This window comes from Pseudomonas sp. Sample_11, from assembly GCF_004307505.1.
GTDB classification, from domain to species: Bacteria; Pseudomonadota; Gammaproteobacteria; order Pseudomonadales; family Pseudomonadaceae; genus Aquipseudomonas; species Aquipseudomonas atacamensis.
Genome location: NZ_RCOD01000023.1, coordinates 1 through 19,979, shown reverse-complemented (window position 1 = coordinate 19,979; position 19,979 = coordinate 1). Strand labels below are relative to the sequence as shown.

Sequence of the window (19,979 nt, the reverse complement as noted above, 5' to 3'; positions counted from 1 at the left end):
GAATGACCATCGCGCACACTCGATCCGGGGATTTTCCGGATGGGGGAGCACAACATGAATACACAACGCTTTAGTGCGGCTGAGCGCCTGGAACGGCTGCCGCTCAGCGGTTATCACCGCGTCATTTTCATCATCATTGCCTTGGCGTTTTTCTTCGACTCCATGGATCTGGCGATGATGACTTTCCTGCTCGGCTCGATCAAAGCCGAGTTCGGCCTGAGCAGTGCGCAAGCAGGGCTGCTGGCCAGCTCGAGCTTCTTCGGCATGGTGCTCGGGGCGTCGCTGTCGGGAATGCTCGCCGACCGCTTCGGGCGCAAACCGGTGTTTCAGTGGAGCATCGTGTTGTGGGGCGTGGCCAGTTACCTGTGTTCGACGGCGCAGACGGTGGAGACGCTGACGCTGTTTCGCATCCTGCTCGGAATTGGCATGGGCATGGAGTTTCCCATCGCGCAGTCGATGCTGTCGGAATTGATCCCAGCACAACGGCGCGGGCGCCACATCGCCCTGATGGACGGCTTCTGGCCGCTGGGTTTTGTCGCGGCGGGTGTGCTCTCGTATTTCCTGCTGCCGCTGATTGGCTGGCGCGATATCTTCCTGGTACTGGCGGTGCCGGCGGTGTTCGTTCTGGCGATCCGCTTTTTCATCCCTGAGTCACCGCGCTGGCTGGAACAGGCCGGGCGCGACGCCGACGCGGACAAAGTGTTGAACGGCATTGAAGCGCGGGTGCGTGCTTCGCTGGGCGGTGCGGCGTTACCGGAACCGGTTCGTTTGCCACGCACGGTGACGCCACCGGGTAATTTCTTCTCGGCACTCAAGCAGATCTGGTCGCCGCAATATCGCCAGCGCACGACGATGATCTGGAGTCTGTGGTTCTTCGCATTGCTGGGTTTCTACGGGCTGACTTCCTGGCTCAGCGCATTGCTGCAGCAGTCGGGTTTCGCCGTGACGCAATCGGTGTATTACACCGTGCTGATCTCGCTCGGCGGGATTCCCGGCTTCCTCATGGCGGCGTGGCTGGTCGAGCGTTGGGGGCGCAAACCGGTGTGCATCGTCACCCTGCTCGGCGGCGGGGTGATGGCGTTTCTGTATGGGCAGAGCGCGGTGTTCGGCGGCAACGTCGCGTTGCTGATCGGCACCGGATTGTTGATGCAGTTTTTCCTGTTCGGCATGTGGGCGGTGCTCTACACCTACACCCCGGAGCTGTACCCGACTTCGGCACGGGCAACCGGCTCGGGATTCGCCTCGGCCATCGGCCGCGTCGGCTCACTGCTCGGGCCACTGGTGACCGGGCTGGTGTTCCCGATTACCGGGCAGGGCGGGGTGTTCGCGCTGGGCGCGGCGTGCTTCGCGATTGCGGCGGGCGTGGTGTGGCTGTTCGGGATGGAGACGCGGGGCAAGACCCTTGAAGAGCTTACTGAAGCGCAGCTATTCAAATAAACGCAGCACCCTGTGGGAGCGGGCTTGCCCGCGATGGGGCCAGCAAATTCAACATCTATGTTGACTGACAATCCGCTATCGCGGGCAAGCCCGCTCCCACAGGTATTGATGTGATTTTGCAGTTGCTTACGGTTTTACCAACCGCGCATCCAGGCTGTTCTGCGCCAGGCGCTTGGCCTGATCCTGGGTCATGCCCAGATGTTCATGCAGCGCATGGAAGTTCTCGGTCACGTACCCGCCGAAATACGCCGGGTCATCGGAGTTCACCGTGACCTTCACGCCGCGCTCGAGCATGTCGAGGATGTTGTGCTGCGACATGTGATCGAACACGCAGAGCTTGGTGTTCGACAGCGGGCACACGGTCAGGGGGATCTGCTCGTCGATGATCCGCTGCATCAGGCGCTCGTCTTCGATGGCGCGCACGCCATGGTCGATGCGCTGGATTTTCAGCAGGTCGATGGCTTCCCAGATGTATTCCGGCGGGCCTTCTTCACCGGCGTGGGCGACGGTGAGGAAGCCTTCGTCGCGGGCGCGATCGAAGACGCGTTTGAATTTGCTCGGCGGGTGGCCCATCTCGGAACTGTCGAGCCCGACCGCGACAAACGCATCACGGAACGGCAGCGCCTGATCGAGGGTTTTCTGCGCTTCGTCTTCGCTGAGGTGGCGCAGGAAGCTGAGGATCAAACCGCTGCTGATGCCCAGTTGCGTCTCGCCATCCTTGAGCGCGGCGGCGATGCCGTTGAGCACCACTTCGAACGGGATGCCCCGGTCGGTGTGGGTCTGCGGATCGAAGAACGGTTCGGTATGAATCACGTTCTGTGCTTTGCAGCGCAGCAGGTAGGCCCAGGTCAGGTCATAGAAGTCCTGCGAGGTGCGCAGCACATCGGCGCCCTGGTAATACAGGTCGAGAAATTCCTGCAGATTGTTGAAGGCATAAGCCTTGCGCAGGGTTTCGACGTCGCTCCACGGCAGGGCGATCTTGTTGCGTTCGGCCAGGGCGAACAGCAGTTCAGGCTCCAGCGAACCTTCCAGATGCAGGTGCAGTTCGGCTTTGGGCAGGGCGTTGAGCCAGTCGTACATAGTCTTTTCTCATCAGGTGCAATGCCGGCATTCTACAGAGGCTGGCCGCAACAATTGGCAAAACCTGACCAGGTGATCGATCAAACCGCCTCTTGTTCACGGCGATAGGCGTAGGTATCGGCGAAGCGCGACAGCAGGAATTCGGCACAGGTGGTGGTCGGATATTTCGCCGGATGCTGTGCGTCCTGACAACCGGGCAGGCATTCGATGCGCGTGTCCGGGTGCGGTTCGGCGAAGAACGGCATCGAATAGCGATCCACGCCCAGCGGGCTGATCACCCGGTGCGGCGTCGAGCGATAACGGTCGTTGCTCCAGCGCGCCATCATGTCGCCGAGGTTGACCACGAACGTGCCGTCAATCGGTGGCGCGTCGATCCATTCACCTTTGACGTTCTTCACCTGCAAACCGCCGGCGCTGTCCTGATAGAGCAGGGTGATGCAGCCGTAATCGGTATGGGCACCGGCGCCTTGCTGCTCGGCGGAGCTGGCGGTGTGACGCGGCGGATAATGGATCATGCGCAACACGCTGACCGGGTCGACAAAGCGCGAATCGAAGAAGTCGCGCTCGATGCCCAGCGCAATGGTCATCGCCCGCAACAGGGTTTGCGCCAGCGCCTGCATGTCGAGGTAATGCTGCTCCATCAGCGTTTCCCAGCCGGGTTGCGCCGGATGCCGATTGGGGCCGCGCAAGGGTTTTTCCGCGAGCACCTCGGGATGTTCGTTCGGCAGGTGCAGGCCCATGTCGAAGGTTTCTTTGAGGTCACTGGGTTTGTCCGGGTCCAGTTGCTCGGTGGCAATCGCACCGTAGCCGCGATGATGGCGGGTCTGGGTAATGTCGATCTTCAGTTTTTCTGCGGCTGGCAGGGCAAAGAAGCGCTGGGCGTGATCGAGCAGATCGTCGATGCGCTGCGCCGAGATCGGATGGCCCTTGATGTAGAAAAAGCCCCACTCGCGACAGGCTTGGTCGATTTGTTCGGCCACCGCAGGCCAGGCGTTTTCGTCGTCGCCATAGAGCGGGCTGATATCAATGATCGGAAGCTGATCCATACACAATCCTTGAATACGCTGTGTTTCCAATGTGGGAGCGAGCCTGCTCGCGAAGAGGGAGTGTCAGACAACATTTTTGTTTAATGACACACCGCTTTCGCGAGCAGGCTCGCTCCCACAGGGTTTTGTGTGGTGAATCGGGGGACTACTTCGGCATCTCGGCCTTCATGCCTTCAACGTAATAATTCATCGAAGCCAGTTCCGCATTGGTCGCGCTCACGCCCGCGGGGATTTTTTCCACACCGGCCTGATCCTTGATCGGCCCGGTAAACGGCTGCAATGCGCCGCTCTTGATGTCGGCGATCAGCTGCTCGGCTTCGGCTTTGACCGGCGCCGGCACCAGATCGCTGATCGGCAGTTCCACCGTGCCTTCCTTCAACCCGCCCCAGTAATCCTGAGATTTCCAGGTGTGGTCGATCACGCTCTGCGTCGCCTGAATGTAGTGCGGCGCCCAGTCGTTGACGATCGAGGTCAGCACCGCTTTCGGGCCGAAGTGGGCCATGTCCGAGGCGTAGCCCACGGCATACACGCCGCGCCGTTCGGCGGCCTGGATCGGCGCCGGGCTGTCGGTGTGCTGGAACACCACGTCGACGCCTTGATCGATCAGCGCGTTGGCGGCGTCGGCTTCCTTGCCCGGATCGAACCAGGAGTTGACCCACACCACTTTGATTTCGGTGCCAGGGTTGTACTTGTTCAGGGCCAGCTGGATGGCGTTGATGTCGCGGATCACTTCCGGAATCGGGAACGAGGCGACGTAGCCGATCTTCTTGGTCTTGGTCATCTTCGCCGCGAGGAAACCGCCGACGTAACGGCCCTCGTAAGTGCGCGCCAGGTAAGTGCCGAGGTTCTTGTCCTGCTTGTAGCCTGTGGCGTGTTCGAAAGTGACCTTGGGGAATTGCTTGGCGACTTTCACTGTCGGGTTCATGTAGCCGAAAGACGTGGTGAAGATCAGGTCGTATTTGTCCTTGGCCATGTTGCGGATCACCCGTTCGGCGTCGGCGCCCTCGGCGACGTTTTCCACGTAGTTGGTGGTGATCTGCGTGCCGAGTTTTTCCGCCAGGGCCTTGCGCCCCTGTTCGTGCTGATACGTCCAGCCGTGGTCACCGATCGGGCCGATGTAGACGAAACCGACCTTCAGCGGATCGGCAGCGCTGGCGCTCAGGCTGATTCCCAGACCGATGGCGGCGTACAGCAGTTTGTGCAGCGGACGTATTGGCATGAACCCGAACTCCATTTTGTTGTGTGTGCTCAGGGCCAATGCAAATTGCTGACCAAAAGGACAACAAAACAAAAAGATCGCAGCCTTCGGCGGCTCCTACATGGGAATGCGGACCTGTAGGAGCTGCCGAAGGCTGCGATCTTTTCAGCGTCGGAACCAACGCAGTGCAAGTCAGCGTGTACGCGCCATGGGTTGGTGCGCAAAGATGTAACGAAACGTTAGCGGCGCGCGGCAGTCAGTAGCTTCATCAGCTCTTTTCGGCAAAAGGCCCGTCATGCTCTCGATCCTCAAACAAGAAAGCTTCCTGCTGCTGGCAGTCCTTGCAGCGTGCGTCGCTTATCCGCTGGAACATTGGCTGCTGCACAGCGGCCAGATCGTCGCGCTGGGCGGCGGTCTGCTGCTGATCGCCTTTATTGTCGCCGCCTCGATGCGCGTCGCTCATCACGCCGAACTGCTCGCGGAAAAGGTCGGCGATCCCTACGGCACGATGATCCTCACGCTCTCGGCGGTGCTGGTCGAAGTGGTGATTCTGGCGATCATGATGAGCAACGAAGCCTCGGCAACACTGGTGCGCGACACGATTTATTCAGCGGTGATGCTCGACATCAACGGCATCCTCGGCCTCGCCGCACTGATGGGCGGGATCAAACACGGCGAGCAGTCCTACAACGACGATTCGGCGCGCAGCTACAGCGTGATGATTCTCACCGCGATGGGCGTGTCGATGGTGGTACCGGAGTTCATTCCCGAGGCCAACTGGAAGATCTATTCGGCGTTCACCATCGGCGCGATGATGGTGCTTTACGCGCTGTTCCTGCGCATGCAGGTCGGCCCGCACAGTTACTTTTTCAGCTACAGCTACCCGGACAAACGTCGCAAGAAGGAGCCGGTCGAGCAGGAGCCGAAGCCGGTCAGCCTGGCGCTGTCGATCGGCATTCTGGTGTCGGGGGTGGTGATCATCGGCGCACTGGCCGAGGTGATGTCCAAGACCCTCGATCTGGGCCTGGAAGGCACGGGCGCGCCGCCGGTGATCACGGCGATTCTGGTGGCAGCGATTTCGGCGGCGCCGGAGATTCTGACTGCACTGCGTGCGGCACTGGCCAATCGCATGCAGTCGGTGGTCAACATTGCGATGGGCGCGTCACTGTCGACGGTGATTCTGACCGTACCGGTGATGGAAGCGATGGCGCTGTACACCGGCCAGCCATTTCAGATGGCAATGACTCCGGTGCAAACGGTGATGATCTTCATCACCCTGATCGTCAGCGCGATCAACCTCAATGACGGCGAAACCAACGCCATTGAGGGCATGACGCACTTTGTGCTGTTTGCCACATTCATCATGCTGTCCCTACTGGGCCTATAGGGACGCTGAAAAACCTGTGGGAGCGGGCTTGCCCGCGATTGCGGTGTGTCAGAAACCATATATGTACCGGACACACCCCCATCGCGGGCAAGCCCGCTCCCACAGGGATTAATGATCGGATCAGGTGCCGGCGATCAGCTGCCGAGCCGCCTGGCTGTGATCGGCGATCAAACCTTTCAGGTCCAGCCCTTCAACCTGACCATCAACCACACGCCACTTGCCGCCAATCATCACGCGATCCGCCCGATCGGCGCCGCACAGCAGCAACGCCGAAATCGGATCATGGCTACCGGAGAAGCGCAGTTCATCGAGCTTGAACAACGCCAGATCCGCCTGTTTGCCCACGGCGATTTCGCCGATGTCGCTGCGACCGAGCAGGCTCGCCGAACCCTTGGTCGCCCAGCCCAGCACGCGCTCCGGGGTGATCTTTTCGGCGCCGTAGCGCAGGCGCTGGATGTACAGGGCCTGACGCGCTTCAAGGATCATGTTCGAGGCATCGTTGGACGCCGAACCGTCAACGCCAAGACCGAACAGCGCGCCGGCGTCGGTCAGCTCGATGCTCGGGCAGATGCCGGACGCCAGGCGCATGTTCGAGCTTGGGCAGTGGCAGATGCCGGTACCGGCCTGGCCGAGGCGGGCGATTTCGTCGGGGTTGAAATGGATGCCGTGGGCCAGCCAGGTTCGCGGGCCGAGCCAGCCGACGCTGTCCAGATAATCGACGGTGCGCAGACCGAAGCGTTGCAGGCAGAAGTCTTCTTCATCGAGGGTTTCAGCGAGGTGGGTGTGCAGACGCACATCGAGTTTGTTCGCCAGATCAGCGCTGGCCGACATGATTTCCGGGGTCACCGAAAATGGTGAACATGGCGCCAGGGCGATCTGGATCTGCGCGCCGTCGCCACGCTCGTGATACTCGTGAATCAGCCGCTGGCTGTCGTCGAGAATCACCTGGCCTTCCTGCACCGTTTGTTGTGGAGGCAGACCGCCGTCCTTCTCGCCAAGGCTCATCGAGCCGCGCGTGAGCATGGCGCGCATGCCCAGTTCGCGCACCGTTTCGACCTGCACGTCGATGGCGTTTTCCAGACCGTCCGGGAACAGATAGTGATGGTCGGCAGCCGTAGTGCAACCCGAGAGCAGTAATTCGGCCAGCGCCACTTTCGTGGCGAGGGCGAGTTTTTCAGGCGTCAGCCGCGCCCATACCGGGTACAGGGTTTTCAACCACGGAAACAGCGGCTGATTGACCACCGGCGCCCAGGCGCGAGTCAGGGTTTGATAGAAGTGGTGGTGAGTGTTGATCAGGCCCGGCAGGATCACATGCTCGCGGGCATCGAACACTTCATTGCACGGCGCCGACGGCTGCTGACCGGCAGCGAGGACTTCGACGATGACACCGTCTTGCACGACAAGACCGCCACGGGCATCAAGCTCGTTGGAGGTGAAAATGGCGAGGGGATTCTTTAACCAGGTACGGGTCGCAGGCATTGTGGCCGGCTCCTCTGAAAGTTGGGTTCAGGGTTGCCAGCTCAGTGTTGCCCTGTCTGCTGATCCAGGGTCGCCGCGAAGGACGAGGCGCGCAGTTTCAAACAAATCGCCGCGCCGGGCAAGCGCCACCCGACCATTCACCACGCTTCCTCTGTAGGAGCTGCCGAAGGCTGCGATCTTTTGATCTTCTTGAAAATCAAAAGATCGCAGCCTTCGGCAGCTCCTACACAGGAGATTCGTGTGCTTACCAGGGAATGGTTTCGCCCTTGTAGTTCACGAAGTGATGCCCGCCCTTGCCGGTGAACGCATTGACCTGGTCGATCAGCCCGCGGGTACTGGTCTCGACATCGAGATCGGCACCTTCGCCGCCCATGTCGGTCTTCACCCAGCCCGGGTGCAACGACAGTACGGTGAGTTTCTGTTCACCCAGTTGCGTGACAAAACTGTTGGTCATCGAATTCAGCGCCGCTTTGCTCGCCTTGTACAACGCCAGCTCCGGCGCGTCGGGCATGGTCACGCTGCCGAGTACCGAACTCATGAACGCCAGCACGCCGCTGCCGTCGCGAATCTGCCCGACGAAACGCTGGGCCAGATTGATCGGCGCCACTGCGTTGGTGAAAAACAGTTGCCCGACCTCGGCCAGGGTCGCACCGCCCGGCGTCTGCACGTCCGGGCCTTTGACCCCGGCGTTGACGAACAACAGATCGAAGGTTTCGCCCTTGAGTTTCTGGCTCAGAGCGATCACCGCTTGCTGATCGTCCATGTCGAGCTTCTCGATGCGCACGTCACCCAGCGCTTGCAGCGCCTCGGCCTTCTGCGGATTGCGCACCGTCGCGGTCACTTGCCAGCCATCGCCCAGCAGGGTCTTCACCAGACCGAGGCCCAAGCCGCGGGAGGCGCCGATGATCAGTGCGTTTTTTGCCTGAGACATGATGGGTTTCCTTGAAAGTCAGCATTCAGGATTCAATGGACACGCCTGACCGGGCCACAGTTGCAGCGCTTGGCGAAAACAGGCTTTGACCCCGGAGCATACTCCAGGCTTCTTGAGTTTCTCGAGGGTGTTTGATCAGAAACAATCATGAGGCGTGGTTCAAGTGTTGCCTGTGCGGACGCTTTCGCGAGCAGGCTCGCTCCCACATTTGCCCGCGTTCACTCAGATCCCCTGTGGGAGCGAGCCTGCTCGCGAAGAGGCCCGCTCTGACAACGATCAGTGTCCCGATTGCCACGGCTGCCCCAACGAAACCGGCGCATACAGACGAGTGCGCACGGCATCGCGGGACAGCAACACCAGCACCAAAATCGTCGCCACATACGGCAGCATCGCCAGCAGGCTCGAAGGAATCGCCAGTCCTAGCCCCTGCGCCACCAAATGCAGAATGCTGGCGAGGCCGAACAGATACGCCCCTAGCAGCAAGCGCCACACCCGCCAACTGGCAAACACCACCAGCGCCAGAGCGATCCAGCCGCGCCCTGCGGTCATGTTCTCTGCCCACATCGGTGTGTAGGCCAGCGACAGATACGCCCCGGCCAGCCCGGCCATTGCTCCGCCGAACAACACCGCCAAGGTACGCACGGTCAGCACCGGCAAGCCCATCGCGCTGGCCGCATCCGGGTTTTCTCCGACCGCCTGAATGATCAGGCCGACACGGCTTTTGATGATCACCCACGCCACCAGCGCAAACAGGGCGAACGACAGATACACCAGCAGATCCTGGGCAAACAGCATCCGCCCGATCAGCGGGATCTCACTCAGATACGGAATCGCCAGAGGCTCGAAACCCGCCAGCGGCTTACCCACCCATGCCGCGCCGACAAACGTCGAAAGCCCGACGCCAAAGATCGTCAGGGCCAAACCGGTGGCCACCTGATTGGCGTTGAACACCAGCGCGACCAGGGCAAACAGTGACGACAACAACATCCCGGCCAACATCGCCAGCAGCACACCCAGCCACAGGTTGCCGCTGTTCAGCGCGACGATAAAACCGATCACCGCACCGAACAGCATCATGCCTTCCTGGCCGAGGTTGAGGACGCCGCTTTTCTCGCAGATCAACTCACCCAATGCCACCAGCAACAGCGGCGTGCCGCAGCGGACCATTGCGTAGAAAATATTGCTCAACAGATCGATATCCATCACAGCGCTCCGGCGGTTACGGCAGGGGTCGAGGCGCGCCGGGTCCAGCGCAGTTTCAGGCGTGGCCGATAGAGAATCAGCACGTCGCAGGCGAGCAGGAAAAACAGCATCATGCCCTGGAACAATTGGGTGATCGCTTGCGGCAGATTGAGCGACATCTGCGCGCTCTCGCCGCCGATGTACAGCAGCGCCATGAGCAGACTGGAGAACAGAATGCCGATCGGATTCAGCCGTCCGAGAAACGCCACGGTGATCGCCGCGTAGCCATAGCCCGGCGACACTTGGGGCACCAGTTGGCCGATCGGCCCGGTCACTTCGCAGACCCCGGCGAGCCCGGCCAGACCACCGCTGATCAACAGCGCCAGCCAGATCAGGCGCTTCTCGCGGAAGCCGACAAAACCTGCCGCACGCTTGTCCAGCCCGAGCACTTTGATCTGGAAGCCGATGAAGCTTTTCTGCAACAACACCCACACTGCAACCAGCGCGAGCAAGGCGAAATACACACCGGCATGCACGCGGCCGTCCTCCAGCAGCAGCGGCAAACGACTGGCGTCGCCGAACATGGCCGACTCGGGGAAATTGAAGCCCGCCGGATCCTTCAACGGCCCGTGCACGCAGAACAGCAGCAGGTTCAGCGCGATGTAGTTGAGCATGATGCTGGTGAGGATTTCGTTGGCATTGAAGCGCGTGCGCAGCCATGCGGTGAGCCCGGCCCATGCGGCGCCCGCCAGCGTGCCGGTCAGCAGAATCAGCACCAGCGCCCAGCGACTTTGCATACCAATAATGTTCACCGCCAGAGCACTGCCGGCCAAGGCGCCAAGTAGAAGTTGGCCTTCGGCGCCGATGTTCCAGATCCGCGCCTGATAGGCCACGGCCAGGCCGAGTGCGCAGAGCAGAATCGGCAGCGCCTTGACCAGCAATTCAGACACGCCATACAAATCGCTGACCGGTGCGATCAGCAGTGTGTGCAAGGTTTGCAGTGGGTCGTGGCCCAGCGCGATGAACAACAGCGAGCCGCAGCCGAGTGTCAGCGCCGCCGCCAATAATGGCGAGCACCACAGCATCAGGCGCGATTGCTGGCCACGGGGTTCGAGGGAAAGCAGCATGTTGAAACTCCGTTAAACCGAGGCGGTGCGAGGTGAGTGATCGAACTGGCCGGCCATCCACGCGCCGACATCGCTCAGTTGTGTAGCGCCAGTGTCTTGCAGCGCCGACAGACGCCCGCCGCACAGCGCGCCGAGGCGATCGCTGATCTGGAACAGCTCATCGAGGTCTTCGGAAATCACCAGAATCGCCGCGCCGGCATCGCGCAGGGCAATCAAGGCGCGATGAATGGTGGCGGCGGCACCGACGTCGACGCCCCAGGTCGGGTGCGCGGCGATCAGCAGTTTCGGTTGCTGAAGAATTTCCCGGCCGAGGATGAATTTCTGCAAGTTGCCGCCGGACAGGCTGCGCGCAGCGGTTTGCGTGTCCGGGGTCTTCACGCCGAAACGCTGGATGATCTGCTGCGCGAGGGCTTCGACTTTGCCGCGTTGGATCAACCCGTGGCTGACCAGTCCTTGCTGGAAAGCACTGAGCAGCGCGTTATCGGCCAGACTCAACTCCGGCACCGCGCCGTGGCCGAGGCGTTCGGCCGGCACGAAGGCCAGACCCAGTTTGCGCCGCGCATCCGGGCGCAGATCGGCAACGTTTTTCTCTACGAAGCGAAGGGTCGCCGCCTGCGCGCGCGGTAAGGGCTGTTCGCCGCTGAGCAGGGCGAGCAACTCATCCTGCCCATTGCCCGCGACCCCGGCGATGCCGACGATTTCACCGCTGCGCACTTGCAGGTCGATGTCGGTCAGCGAGCAACCGAACGGATCCGGGTTGTGCCAGCTCAAACCCTGCACCTGCAGAAACGCCGCGCCACCGCTGACCTTCGGATACTCGCCAATCAATGCCGCCGCTTCACCGACCATCATTTGCGCCAGTTGCTGGTCCGAACATTCGGCGGGCTCGCAATGCCCGGCAACCCGGCCGCCGCGCAGCACCGTGGCGCTATGGCACAAGGCGCGCACTTCACCGAGCTTGTGGCTGATAAACAGAATGCTGCAGCCCTCGGCGGCAAGGCGCCGCAGGGTGATGAACAATTCGTCCGCCTCTTGCGGCGTCAGTACTGAGGTCGGCTCGTCGAGAATCAGCAGGCGGATGTCCTGCATCAGGCAACGGATGATTTCCACCCGCTGGCGCTCGCCGATCGACAGGCTGTGGACAAGTCGCTCCGGCTCCAGCGCCATGCCGTAACGCCGCGATACTTCGCGAATCTTCGGCTCCAGTTGCTTCGGCGTGCCGGCCGCCGCGCCCATCGCGAGGGCAATGTTCTGCGCCACGCTGAGGGTTTCGAACAGCGAGAAATGCTGGAACACCATGCCAATGCCCAACTGCCGCGCCTGCGCCGGATTGCGCATCTGCACGCGCTGACCCTGCCAGAGCATTTCACCGCTGTCGCACTGGGTGACCCCGTAAATGATCTTCATCAACGTACTTTTGCCCGCGCCGTTTTCACCGAGCAGGGCATGGATCTCACCCGGCGCGATGCTCAGGTCGATGGCGTCGTTGGCCAGACAACCGGGGTAGCGTTTGCTGATCTGGCGCAGTTGCAGGCGCGGTGGGGAAGGGGCGATGGACATGACAGGCTCGACTGGCTTGGAGTTGTGCCTGTGGATAAAGCAATTTCCTGGCCATTGAGTCAGGAACGCTTGCGGAGCCAGCCGCAAGTGCCGACAGCAGCGCATCGGCGGGCGTTTTGTCTTTCGATCGAGCACCAATTCAGCGCAAAGCCATTGAACAGGCTCCAGTTTTGCCCGCTTGTAGTTGGTTAAAAAATGAGCAACTGCCTGGGAGCCAGACAGATCCAGCAGCTGCGGCGGTCATGAACGGCTTATCCACAGGTTGCTCCACAGTAATTGTGCGCAAGCGCCGAGGGTGGGCATAAGCACTGCGATGCTTTGTTCTAATGGTCATAAACGAAGGTAACTGTTTGTTTTTACGCTGGATTTCCCTTTCGTCGGGTCAATTGAACGAAAATTGAACAAATCCCGCAAAGCCGCATGACAGAAGGGTTACAGCGGTATGTGCTCAGGTTATCCACAGTCGGGTGCACAGCCGATGTGGGCAAGTCGCCAATTGGGGAATGCCCTAAAAGATCGCAGCGTTCCGCAGCTCCTACAATTGGAATGCGATCCCCTGTAGGAGCTGCCGAAGGCTGCGATCTTTTGATCTTCCACTCTCAACGCTGCAACAAAATCCGCCCACGGCTCAGATCCGCCAACTGACTCTGCAACACGTCGATCTGCGCTTCCCCCACCGCCAGCTTCAACTCAACACCATTGGCTGTGAAGTTCTCCTCCACCACCAATCCACCGAGATCGGCCACGCGCAACTTCACCAGCGCCAACTCGGCAAATCCACAGGCGCAACTCAGCGGTACGCGGCTGATCAGCTCGACTTTCTGCGCCGCTTGCAGGCACTTGTTGGCGCCACCGCCATAGGCCCGGGCCAAACCGCCGGTGCCCAGTTGAATGCCGCCGTACCAGCGAATCACCAGCACCGCGACCTGATCGCAATCCTGAGCTTCTATCGCCGCCAGAATGGGGCGCCCGGCCGTGCCGCCCGGCTCGCCGTCGTCAGTGCTGCGGTATTGCGCGCCGAGTTTCCACGCCCAGCAATTGTGCGTGGCATTCAAATCGCTGTGCTGCTCGAAAAACGCCTGCGCATCGGCGGGGCTGCTGATCGGCGTCGCCAGAGTGATGAAACGGCTTTTGCGAATCTCTTCGCGGTACTCGCAAAAACCGCTGAGGGTGAAAGGCATAAACGTCTTATAGAGAAGGAGTGAGGCCGCAGCCTTTGAGAATGATGCGGATCAGGTTGTTGCCGGCGTCTTCCATGTCCTGCTTGGTCAACTTGCTGCGCCCGGTGACGCGGCAGATTTGCGTGGCGAAGTCGGCATAATGCTGGGTGCTGCCCCACAGCAGGAAAATCAGGTGCACCGGGTCGACCGGGTCCATTTTGCCCGCATCGATCCACGCCTGAAATACCGCCGCGCGCCCGGTGAACCAGGTGCGGTAATCCTGATTGAAATATTCGCTCAGGCATTCGCCGCCGCTGATCACTTCCATGGCGAAGATTCGCGAAGCCTGTGGCTGGCGGCGGGAGAATTCCATCTTCGCGCGGATGTAGCGGGTCAGCGCTTCGGCCGGGTCATCCTCGGCAGTGAGGGTGTTGAAGGTGCTGTCCCACAACTCGATGATGTTGCTCAGCACCGCCACATACAAACCGAGCTTGTTGGTGAAGTAGTAATGCAGGTTGGCCTTGGGCAGCCCGGCATTCTGCGCGATGGTGTTCATGCTGGTGCCTTTGAACCCGTGACGGGCGAACTCGTCTTCGGCGGCTTTGAGAATGGTCTCTTCGTTCTTCTGACGAATGCGGCTGGCGGGTTTGCCGCCGTGGGCTGGGACTTCAAAGGTCATAGGCACTTCCGGGATTGTCTGTGGGTGCAACCAGTTGCGTTGATAGCGCACCCACAGGCATCCGACAAGTCCTTGCGCGGAAAAACAGTTACGCCTGTTCGATCTTGTTCAATGACGCGGGGCTTTTTGTCTCGGTGGTTTTGCCTTCCGGCAACAACAGACAGAGGACGATTGCCGTCAGCCCGCCGCTGGTGATCGCCGAGTCGAACAGGTTCTGCACCAGTTTCGGCAGCAGGTGCAGCAGGTTCGGTTGCGCGGCGATGCCGAGGCCGACGCCGAACGAAGTGGCGATGATCAACATGCTGCGCCGGTCCAGCGGCGACTGCGCGAGAATACGCACGCCCGCCGCCGCCACAGCGCCGAACATCACCAGCGTTGCGCCGCCCAGCACCGGTTTCGGAATCTGTTGCAGCACCGCGCCGATCATCGGGAACAGGCCGAGGCAGAACAGGATCGCGCCGATGTACAGGCCGACGTAGCGGCTGGCAACGCCGGTCAATTGGATCACGCCGTTGTTCTGCGCGAACGTTGTGTTGGGGAAGGCGCTGAAGGTCGCCGCGATCATGCAGCTCACGCCATCGCCAAGCACGCCACCGCGCAAGCGGCTTATATAAGAAGGGCCGCTGATCGGTTGGCGGGCGAGCATGCAGTTGGCGGTGAGGTCGCCGACGGTTTCGATGGTGCTGATCAGGTAAATCAGCGCGACCGGCAGGAAAGCCGTCCAGTCGAAGTTGAATCCGAACTTGAACGGCGTAGGAAAACTCACCAGCGGCAAGTCAGGCAACGGCTGCGGGACCAGTTTCCCGCTGAACCACGCCGCGAGGCTGCCGAGCACCAGTCCGATTATGATCGCCGACAGTCGCACCCACGGCGTATTCGAGCGGTTGAGCAGAATGATCGTCAGCAGCACGAACACGCCCAAGGCCAGATTGCCCGGCGCGCCGAAGTCCGGCGCGTTGAAGCCGCCACCCAGATCGGTGATGCCGACCTTGATCAGGCTGATGCCGATCAGCGTGATGACGATGCCGGTCACCAGCGGTGTCACCACTCGGCGCAACTGACCGATGAAACGGCTGAGCACGATCTGCACGATTGCGCCGAAAAAGCACACGCCGAAAATCATCGCCAGAATATCTTCCGGGCTGCCGCCGCGCTGCTTGACCAGAAACCCGGCCGACAGCACCGCACCGAGAAACGCGAAACTGGTGCCTTGCAGACAGATCATCCCCGCGCCAATGCCGAACGGTCGCCGCGCCTGGATAAAGGTGCCGACGCCCGAGACCATCAGCGCCATGCTGATCAGGTACGGTAGATGCGCGGTCAGCCCGAGCGCGGAACCGATCACCAGTGGCGGGGTGATGATGCCGACGAAACTCGCGAGCACGTGTTGCAGCGCGGCGAGAATGGCGGCGAGTGGTTTGGGGCGGTCGTTGAGGCCGTAGATCAGTTCACTGGATGAATCGGAATCTGGCTGCATGGCTTTGGCTTCTTGAAGGAGAGTTACCCCTTCTCTGCAAAAACCTGTCCACTTGCTCAGGTTATTCCTGGATTCTGTCGATGAGGCTCAGCCGGGCTGGGCTCTGCGCGCTTATCTATCGCGTTGCGGCCAGACTCTCGAGGAAACTTTCCAGCACCAAATGAGGGCGCCGCCCCTTGCGCGTGACCGATGCCAGACTCAAATCGTAAAAACGCGTGCCGGCCTTGAGTGCACGCAAGCGCCCCTGCTGCACCCAAAGATTGGCGTAGTGATCCGGCAGGTAGCCGATGTAGCGTCCGGTCAGAATCAGAAATGCCATGCCCTCACGATCCGAAGCACTGGCAGTGCAATTGAGCGCTTGATAGTGCGCTTGAATCTCCGCCGGTAGACGGAAGGTCGGCGCAATCGCGTCCTGACTGTCGAGGCGTTGATCATCGAGTTGCTTGTCGTCGACATAAAACAGCGGATGACCCACCGCGCAATACAGCAGCGAACGCTCGCTGTACAACGGCTGATATTCCAGTCCCGACAAAGCGCTGGCCTGCGGCACCACGCCAACGTGCAGGCGCCCGTCGAGCACACCTTGTTCAACTTCGTTTGGTGCAGTCATGCGAATCTGGATCTGCACATCCGGCCCGCGTTCTTTTAACTGCGCGAGGGCGTGGGTGATGCGCATGTGCGGCAGGGTGACGAGGTTGTCGGTGAGGCCGATGATCAGCTCGCCGCGCAGGTGTTGGTGCAGGCCGTTGACCTCAGTGCGGAAACTCTCCAGTGCACTTAACAGCTGTAGTGCCGACTGATACACCTCACGACCTTCCTCGGTCAGGGAAAATCCGGCCCGGCCACGCTGACACAAGCGCAAGCCGAGGCGCTGCTCCAGATCGCTCATCTGCTGGCTGATCGCCGAGCGGCCGATGCCAAGCACGGTTTCCGCTGCGGAGAAGCCGCCACACTCCACGACGCTGCGAAAAATCCGCAGCAGGCGAATATCAAAATCACTGACCTGGGCCAATGGATCGGCGCGGCGGCTGCTCATTTCTTGTTCTCTTTGTTTAGCAATGATCTAACTGAAGGTTAGAAGAGTTGGATTTCACCGACTTTATCGCCGTGGCAATTTAGCTGCAACAACGCTTTCCATCTCTCTGACGCTTATGCCCTGCGAGGTTTTGCCCGATGAACATGCCTGAAAACGCGCCGTCGCCACTGGCCAGCCAACTGAAGCTGGACGCGCACTGGATGCCGTACACCGCCAACCGCAACTTTCAGCGCGACCCGCGTCTGATCGTCGGCGCTGAAGGCAGCTGGCTGTTCGATGACAAGGGCCGCAAGATCTACGACTCACTGTCCGGTCTGTGGACCTGCGGCGCCGGGCACACCCGCAAGGAAATTCAGGAAGCCGTTGCGAAACAGCTGGGCACTCTCGATTACTCGCCGGGTTTCCAGTACGGCCATCCGTTGTCGTTTCAACTGGCAGAGAAAATCACTGAGCTGACCCCGGGCAATCTGAACCACGTGTTCTTCACCGACTCTGGTTCCGAGTGCGCCGATACTGCGGTGAAAATGGTCCGTGCCTACTGGCGCCTGAAAGGTCAGGCGACCAAGACCAAAATGATCGGCCGCGCCCGTGGCTACCACGGTGTGAACATCGCCGGCACGAGCCTCGGCGGCGTCAACGGCAACCGCAAGCTGTTCGGTCAGGCGATGATGGATGTCGATCACCTGCCGCACACACTGCTGGCGAGCAACGCGTTTTCCCGTGGCATGCCGGAGCAGGGCGGTATTGCTTTGGCCGATGAACTGCTGAAGTTGATCGAGCTGCACGACGCTTCCAACATCGCTGCGGTGTTCGTTGAGCCGATGGCCGGCTCTGCAGGGGTGCTGGTTCCGCCGCAGGGTTACCTCAAGCGTCTGCGCGAGATCTGCGATCAGCACAACATCCTGCTGGTGTTCGATGAAGTGATCACCGGTTTCGGCCGCACCGGTTCGATGTTCGGCGCCGAGAGCTTCGGCGTGACTCCAGACCTGATGTGCATCGCCAAGCAAGTCACCAACGGCGCGATTCCGATGGGCGCGGTGATTGCCAGCTCCGAGATCTACCAGACCTTCATGAACCAGCCGACGCCGGAATACGCCGTGGAATTCCCCCATGGCTACACCTATTCGGCGCACCCGGTGGCCTGTGCCGCCGGCCTCGCAGCACTCGACCTGCTGCAAAAAGAACACCTGGTGCAGAGCGTCGCCGAAGTCGCGCCGCATTTCGAGAACGCGCTGCACGGTCTGAAAGGCTCGAAGAACGTCATCGACATCCGTAACTACGGCCTGGCCGGCGCGATCCAGATTGCCGGGCGAGACGGTGATGCCATCGTGCGTCCTTTCGAAGCGGGCATGGCCCTGTGGAAAGCCGGGTTCTACGTGCGCTTCGGCGGCGACACCCTGCAGTTTGGCCCAACCTTCAACAGCAAGCCGCAAGACCTCGATCGTTTGTTCGACGCGGTCGGCGAAGTGCTGAACAAGCTCGACTGATTTTTCCTTCTATATATGTACGAAACAGCAGGCGCCTCTTGCGGCGCCTGCTGACCAGAATTCAGGAGTGTTCGATGAGCGTTATCCCGCATTTGATCAATGGCGAACTGGTGACCGAGAACGGTCGCGCGGTGGATGTGTTCAACCCGTCTACCGGCCAGGCGATCCATAAACTGCCATTGGCCAGCCAGGCCACCATTCAGAAAGCCATCGATGCCGCCAAGGCCGCGTTCCCGGCCTGGCGCAACACGCCGCCGGCAAAACGCGCCCAAGTGATGTTCCGTTTCAAGCAACTGCTTGAGCAGAACGAGGCGCGCATCTCGCAACTGATCAGCGAAGAGCACGGCAAGACCCTGGAAGACGCCGCCGGTGAATTGAAGCGCGGTATCGAGAACGTCGAGTTCGCCTGCGCCGCCCCGGAAATCCTCAAGGGCGAGTACAGCCGCAACGTCGGCCCGAACATCGACGCCTGGTCGGACTTCCAGCCGTTGGGGATTGTGGCCGGTATCACCCCGTTCAACTTCCCGGCCATGGTCCCGCTGTGGATGTACCCGCTGGCGATCGTCTGCGGCAACTGCTTCATCCTCAAGCCATCTGAGCGCGATCCAAGCTCGACGCTGCTGATCGCCCAGTTGCTGCTGGAAGCAGGATTGCCGAAAGGCGTGATGAGTGTGGTCCATGGTGACAAGACGGCGGTGGACGCGTTGATCGAAGCGCCGGAAGTCAAAGCGCTGAGCTTCGTCGGTTCGACACCGATTGCCGAATACATCTACGCCGAAGGCACCAAGCGCGGCAAACGCGTTCAGGCACTGGGCGGCGCGAAGAACCACGCGGTACTGATGCCGGATGCCGATCTGGACAATGCGGTGAGTGCACTGATGGGCGCGGCCTACGGTTCCTGCGGCGAACGCTGCATGGCCATCTCGGTGGCCGTGTGTGTTGGCGATCAGGTCGCGGACGCGCTGGTGGCGAAACTGGTTCCACAGATCAAAGCGCTGAAAATCGGTGCGGGTACCTCGTGCGGTCTGGACATGGGGCCGTTGGTTACCGGTCAGGCGCGTGACAAGGTCAGTGGTTATGTGGATGACGGTGTGGCGGCGGGCGCGACCCTGGTGGTCGATGGCCGCGGTCTGAGCGTCGCCGGGCATGAAGACGGCTTCTTCCTCGGTGGCTGCCTGTTCGACAACGTCACTCCAGAGATGCGCATCTATAAAGAAGAGATCTTCGGGCCGGTGCTGTGCGTGGTGCGGGTGAACAGCCTGGAAGAGGCGATGCAACTGATCAATGATCACGAATACGGCAACGGCACCTGCATCTTCACCCGTGACGGCGAAGCGGCGCGGCTGTTCTGTGACGAGATCGAAGTCGGCATGGTCGGCGTCAACGTGCCGCTGCCGGTGCCGGTGGCTTATCACAGCTTCGGCGGCTGGAAGCGTTCGCTGTTTGGCGACCTGCACGCGTATGGTCCGGATGGCGTGCGCTTCTATACTCGTCGCAAGGCGATCACCCAGCGCTGGCCGCAGCGTGCAAGCCATGAAGCTTCGCAGTTCGCATTCCCTAGCTTATAAGTAGCTGGATGTGCAGAAGGCCGACCTTTCAGGTCGGCCTTCGCGTTTTCGGGGCTTTTTGACCGATATGACAGAAATATGAAAATAGGTGTTGACGGCAGATTCCAGAGGTCTATAATTCGCCCCACTTCCGGCGCAGTCGAAA

The 19,979-nt window shown here is 60.8% G+C and carries 16 protein-coding genes; 4 read left to right on the top strand and 12 right to left on the bottom strand.

Going from position 1 to position 19,979, the window contains the following annotated elements:
- Positions 1–54: 54 nt before the first annotated feature.
- Positions 55–1,437 carry an MFS transporter gene (locus D8U60_RS05040; RefSeq protein ID WP_130899620.1) on the top strand — a complete coding sequence of 461 codons (1,383 nt, stop codon included), beginning with the start codon at positions 55–57 and terminating at the stop codon, positions 1,435–1,437.
- Positions 1,438–1,563: 126 nt separating this feature from the next.
- Here D8U60_RS05040 and D8U60_RS05035 read toward each other — a convergent pair whose 3' ends face one another.
- The 3 genes from D8U60_RS05035 to D8U60_RS05025 form a co-directional block, all read right to left on the bottom strand.
- Entirely contained in the window at positions 1,564–2,517 is a 954-nt protein-coding gene (locus D8U60_RS05035) for an adenosine deaminase (protein WP_024011466.1), read from the bottom strand.
- Positions 2,518–2,597: 80 nt separating this feature from the next.
- On the bottom strand, positions 2,598–3,563 hold the full coding sequence (locus D8U60_RS05030; protein ID WP_130899619.1) for a 2-oxoglutarate and iron-dependent oxygenase domain-containing protein: 966 nt from the start codon (positions 3,561–3,563) through the stop codon (positions 2,598–2,600).
- Positions 3,564–3,708: 145 nt separating this feature from the next.
- On the bottom strand, positions 3,709–4,782 hold the full coding sequence (locus tag D8U60_RS05025) for a BMP family ABC transporter substrate-binding protein (RefSeq protein WP_016771815.1): 1,074 nt from the start codon (positions 4,780–4,782) through the stop codon (positions 3,709–3,711).
- Between the two features lie 274 nt (positions 4,783–5,056).
- On the opposite strand from D8U60_RS05025, the gene D8U60_RS05020 reads away from it, so the two are divergent.
- Positions 5,057–6,148: a calcium:proton antiporter gene (locus D8U60_RS05020; protein ID WP_130899618.1), complete on the top strand. Its 1,092-nt coding sequence runs from the start codon at positions 5,057–5,059 to the stop codon at positions 6,146–6,148.
- A gap of 120 nt (positions 6,149–6,268) precedes the next feature.
- On the opposite strand, the gene D8U60_RS05015 is transcribed toward D8U60_RS05020, so the two are convergent.
- The 9 genes from D8U60_RS05015 to D8U60_RS04970 form a co-directional block, all read right to left on the bottom strand.
- Positions 6,269–7,627, bottom strand: coding sequence for an 8-oxoguanine deaminase (locus D8U60_RS05015; RefSeq protein WP_016771813.1), 1,359 nt, complete (start codon positions 7,625–7,627; stop codon positions 6,269–6,271).
- 244 nt (positions 7,628–7,871) lie between these two features.
- Entirely contained in the window at positions 7,872–8,558 is a 687-nt protein-coding gene (locus D8U60_RS05005; RefSeq protein WP_016771812.1) for an SDR family oxidoreductase, read from the bottom strand.
- Positions 8,559–8,834: 276 nt separating this feature from the next.
- Positions 8,835–9,761: an ABC transporter permease gene (locus tag D8U60_RS05000; protein WP_041479652.1), complete on the bottom strand. Its 927-nt coding sequence runs from the start codon at positions 9,759–9,761 to the stop codon at positions 8,835–8,837.
- A complete protein-coding gene (locus tag D8U60_RS04995) occupies positions 9,761–10,867 on the bottom strand; it encodes an ABC transporter permease (RefSeq protein ID WP_130899616.1) in 1,107 nt (368 codons plus the stop codon). The genes D8U60_RS05000 and D8U60_RS04995 overlap by 1 nt, the downstream gene beginning before the upstream one ends.
- Positions 10,868–10,879: 12 nt before the next feature.
- Complete coding sequence (locus tag D8U60_RS04990) at positions 10,880–12,427, bottom strand: ABC transporter ATP-binding protein (RefSeq protein WP_130899615.1); 1,548 nt, start codon at positions 12,425–12,427, stop codon at positions 10,880–10,882.
- 599 nt (positions 12,428–13,026) lie between these two features.
- The gene (locus D8U60_RS04985; protein ID WP_130899614.1) at positions 13,027–13,608 is read right to left on the bottom strand and encodes a YigZ family protein; all 582 of its coding nucleotides are present in this window, start codon (positions 13,606–13,608) and stop codon (positions 13,027–13,029) included.
- A gap of 7 nt (positions 13,609–13,615) precedes the next feature.
- A complete protein-coding gene (locus D8U60_RS04980; protein WP_016771809.1) occupies positions 13,616–14,266 on the bottom strand; it encodes a TetR/AcrR family transcriptional regulator in 651 nt (216 codons plus the stop codon).
- Positions 14,267–14,354: 88 nt separating this feature from the next.
- Complete coding sequence (locus D8U60_RS04975) at positions 14,355–15,743, bottom strand: nucleobase:cation symporter-2 family protein (RefSeq protein ID WP_130899613.1); 1,389 nt, start codon at positions 15,741–15,743, stop codon at positions 14,355–14,357.
- Between the two features lie 115 nt (positions 15,744–15,858).
- Complete coding sequence (locus D8U60_RS04970; RefSeq protein ID WP_130899612.1) at positions 15,859–16,779, bottom strand: LysR family transcriptional regulator; 921 nt, start codon at positions 16,777–16,779, stop codon at positions 15,859–15,861.
- A gap of 137 nt (positions 16,780–16,916) precedes the next feature.
- On the opposite strand from D8U60_RS04970, the gene D8U60_RS04965 reads away from it, so the two are divergent.
- Both D8U60_RS04965 and D8U60_RS04960 read left to right on the top strand, forming a co-directional pair.
- A complete protein-coding gene (locus D8U60_RS04965; protein WP_130899611.1) occupies positions 16,917–18,266 on the top strand; it encodes an aspartate aminotransferase family protein in 1,350 nt (449 codons plus the stop codon).
- A gap of 74 nt (positions 18,267–18,340) precedes the next feature.
- Positions 18,341–19,834: a CoA-acylating methylmalonate-semialdehyde dehydrogenase gene (locus D8U60_RS04960; RefSeq protein WP_041479657.1), complete on the top strand. Its 1,494-nt coding sequence runs from the start codon at positions 18,341–18,343 to the stop codon at positions 19,832–19,834.
- The last annotated feature ends 145 nt before the right edge of the window (positions 19,835–19,979 follow it).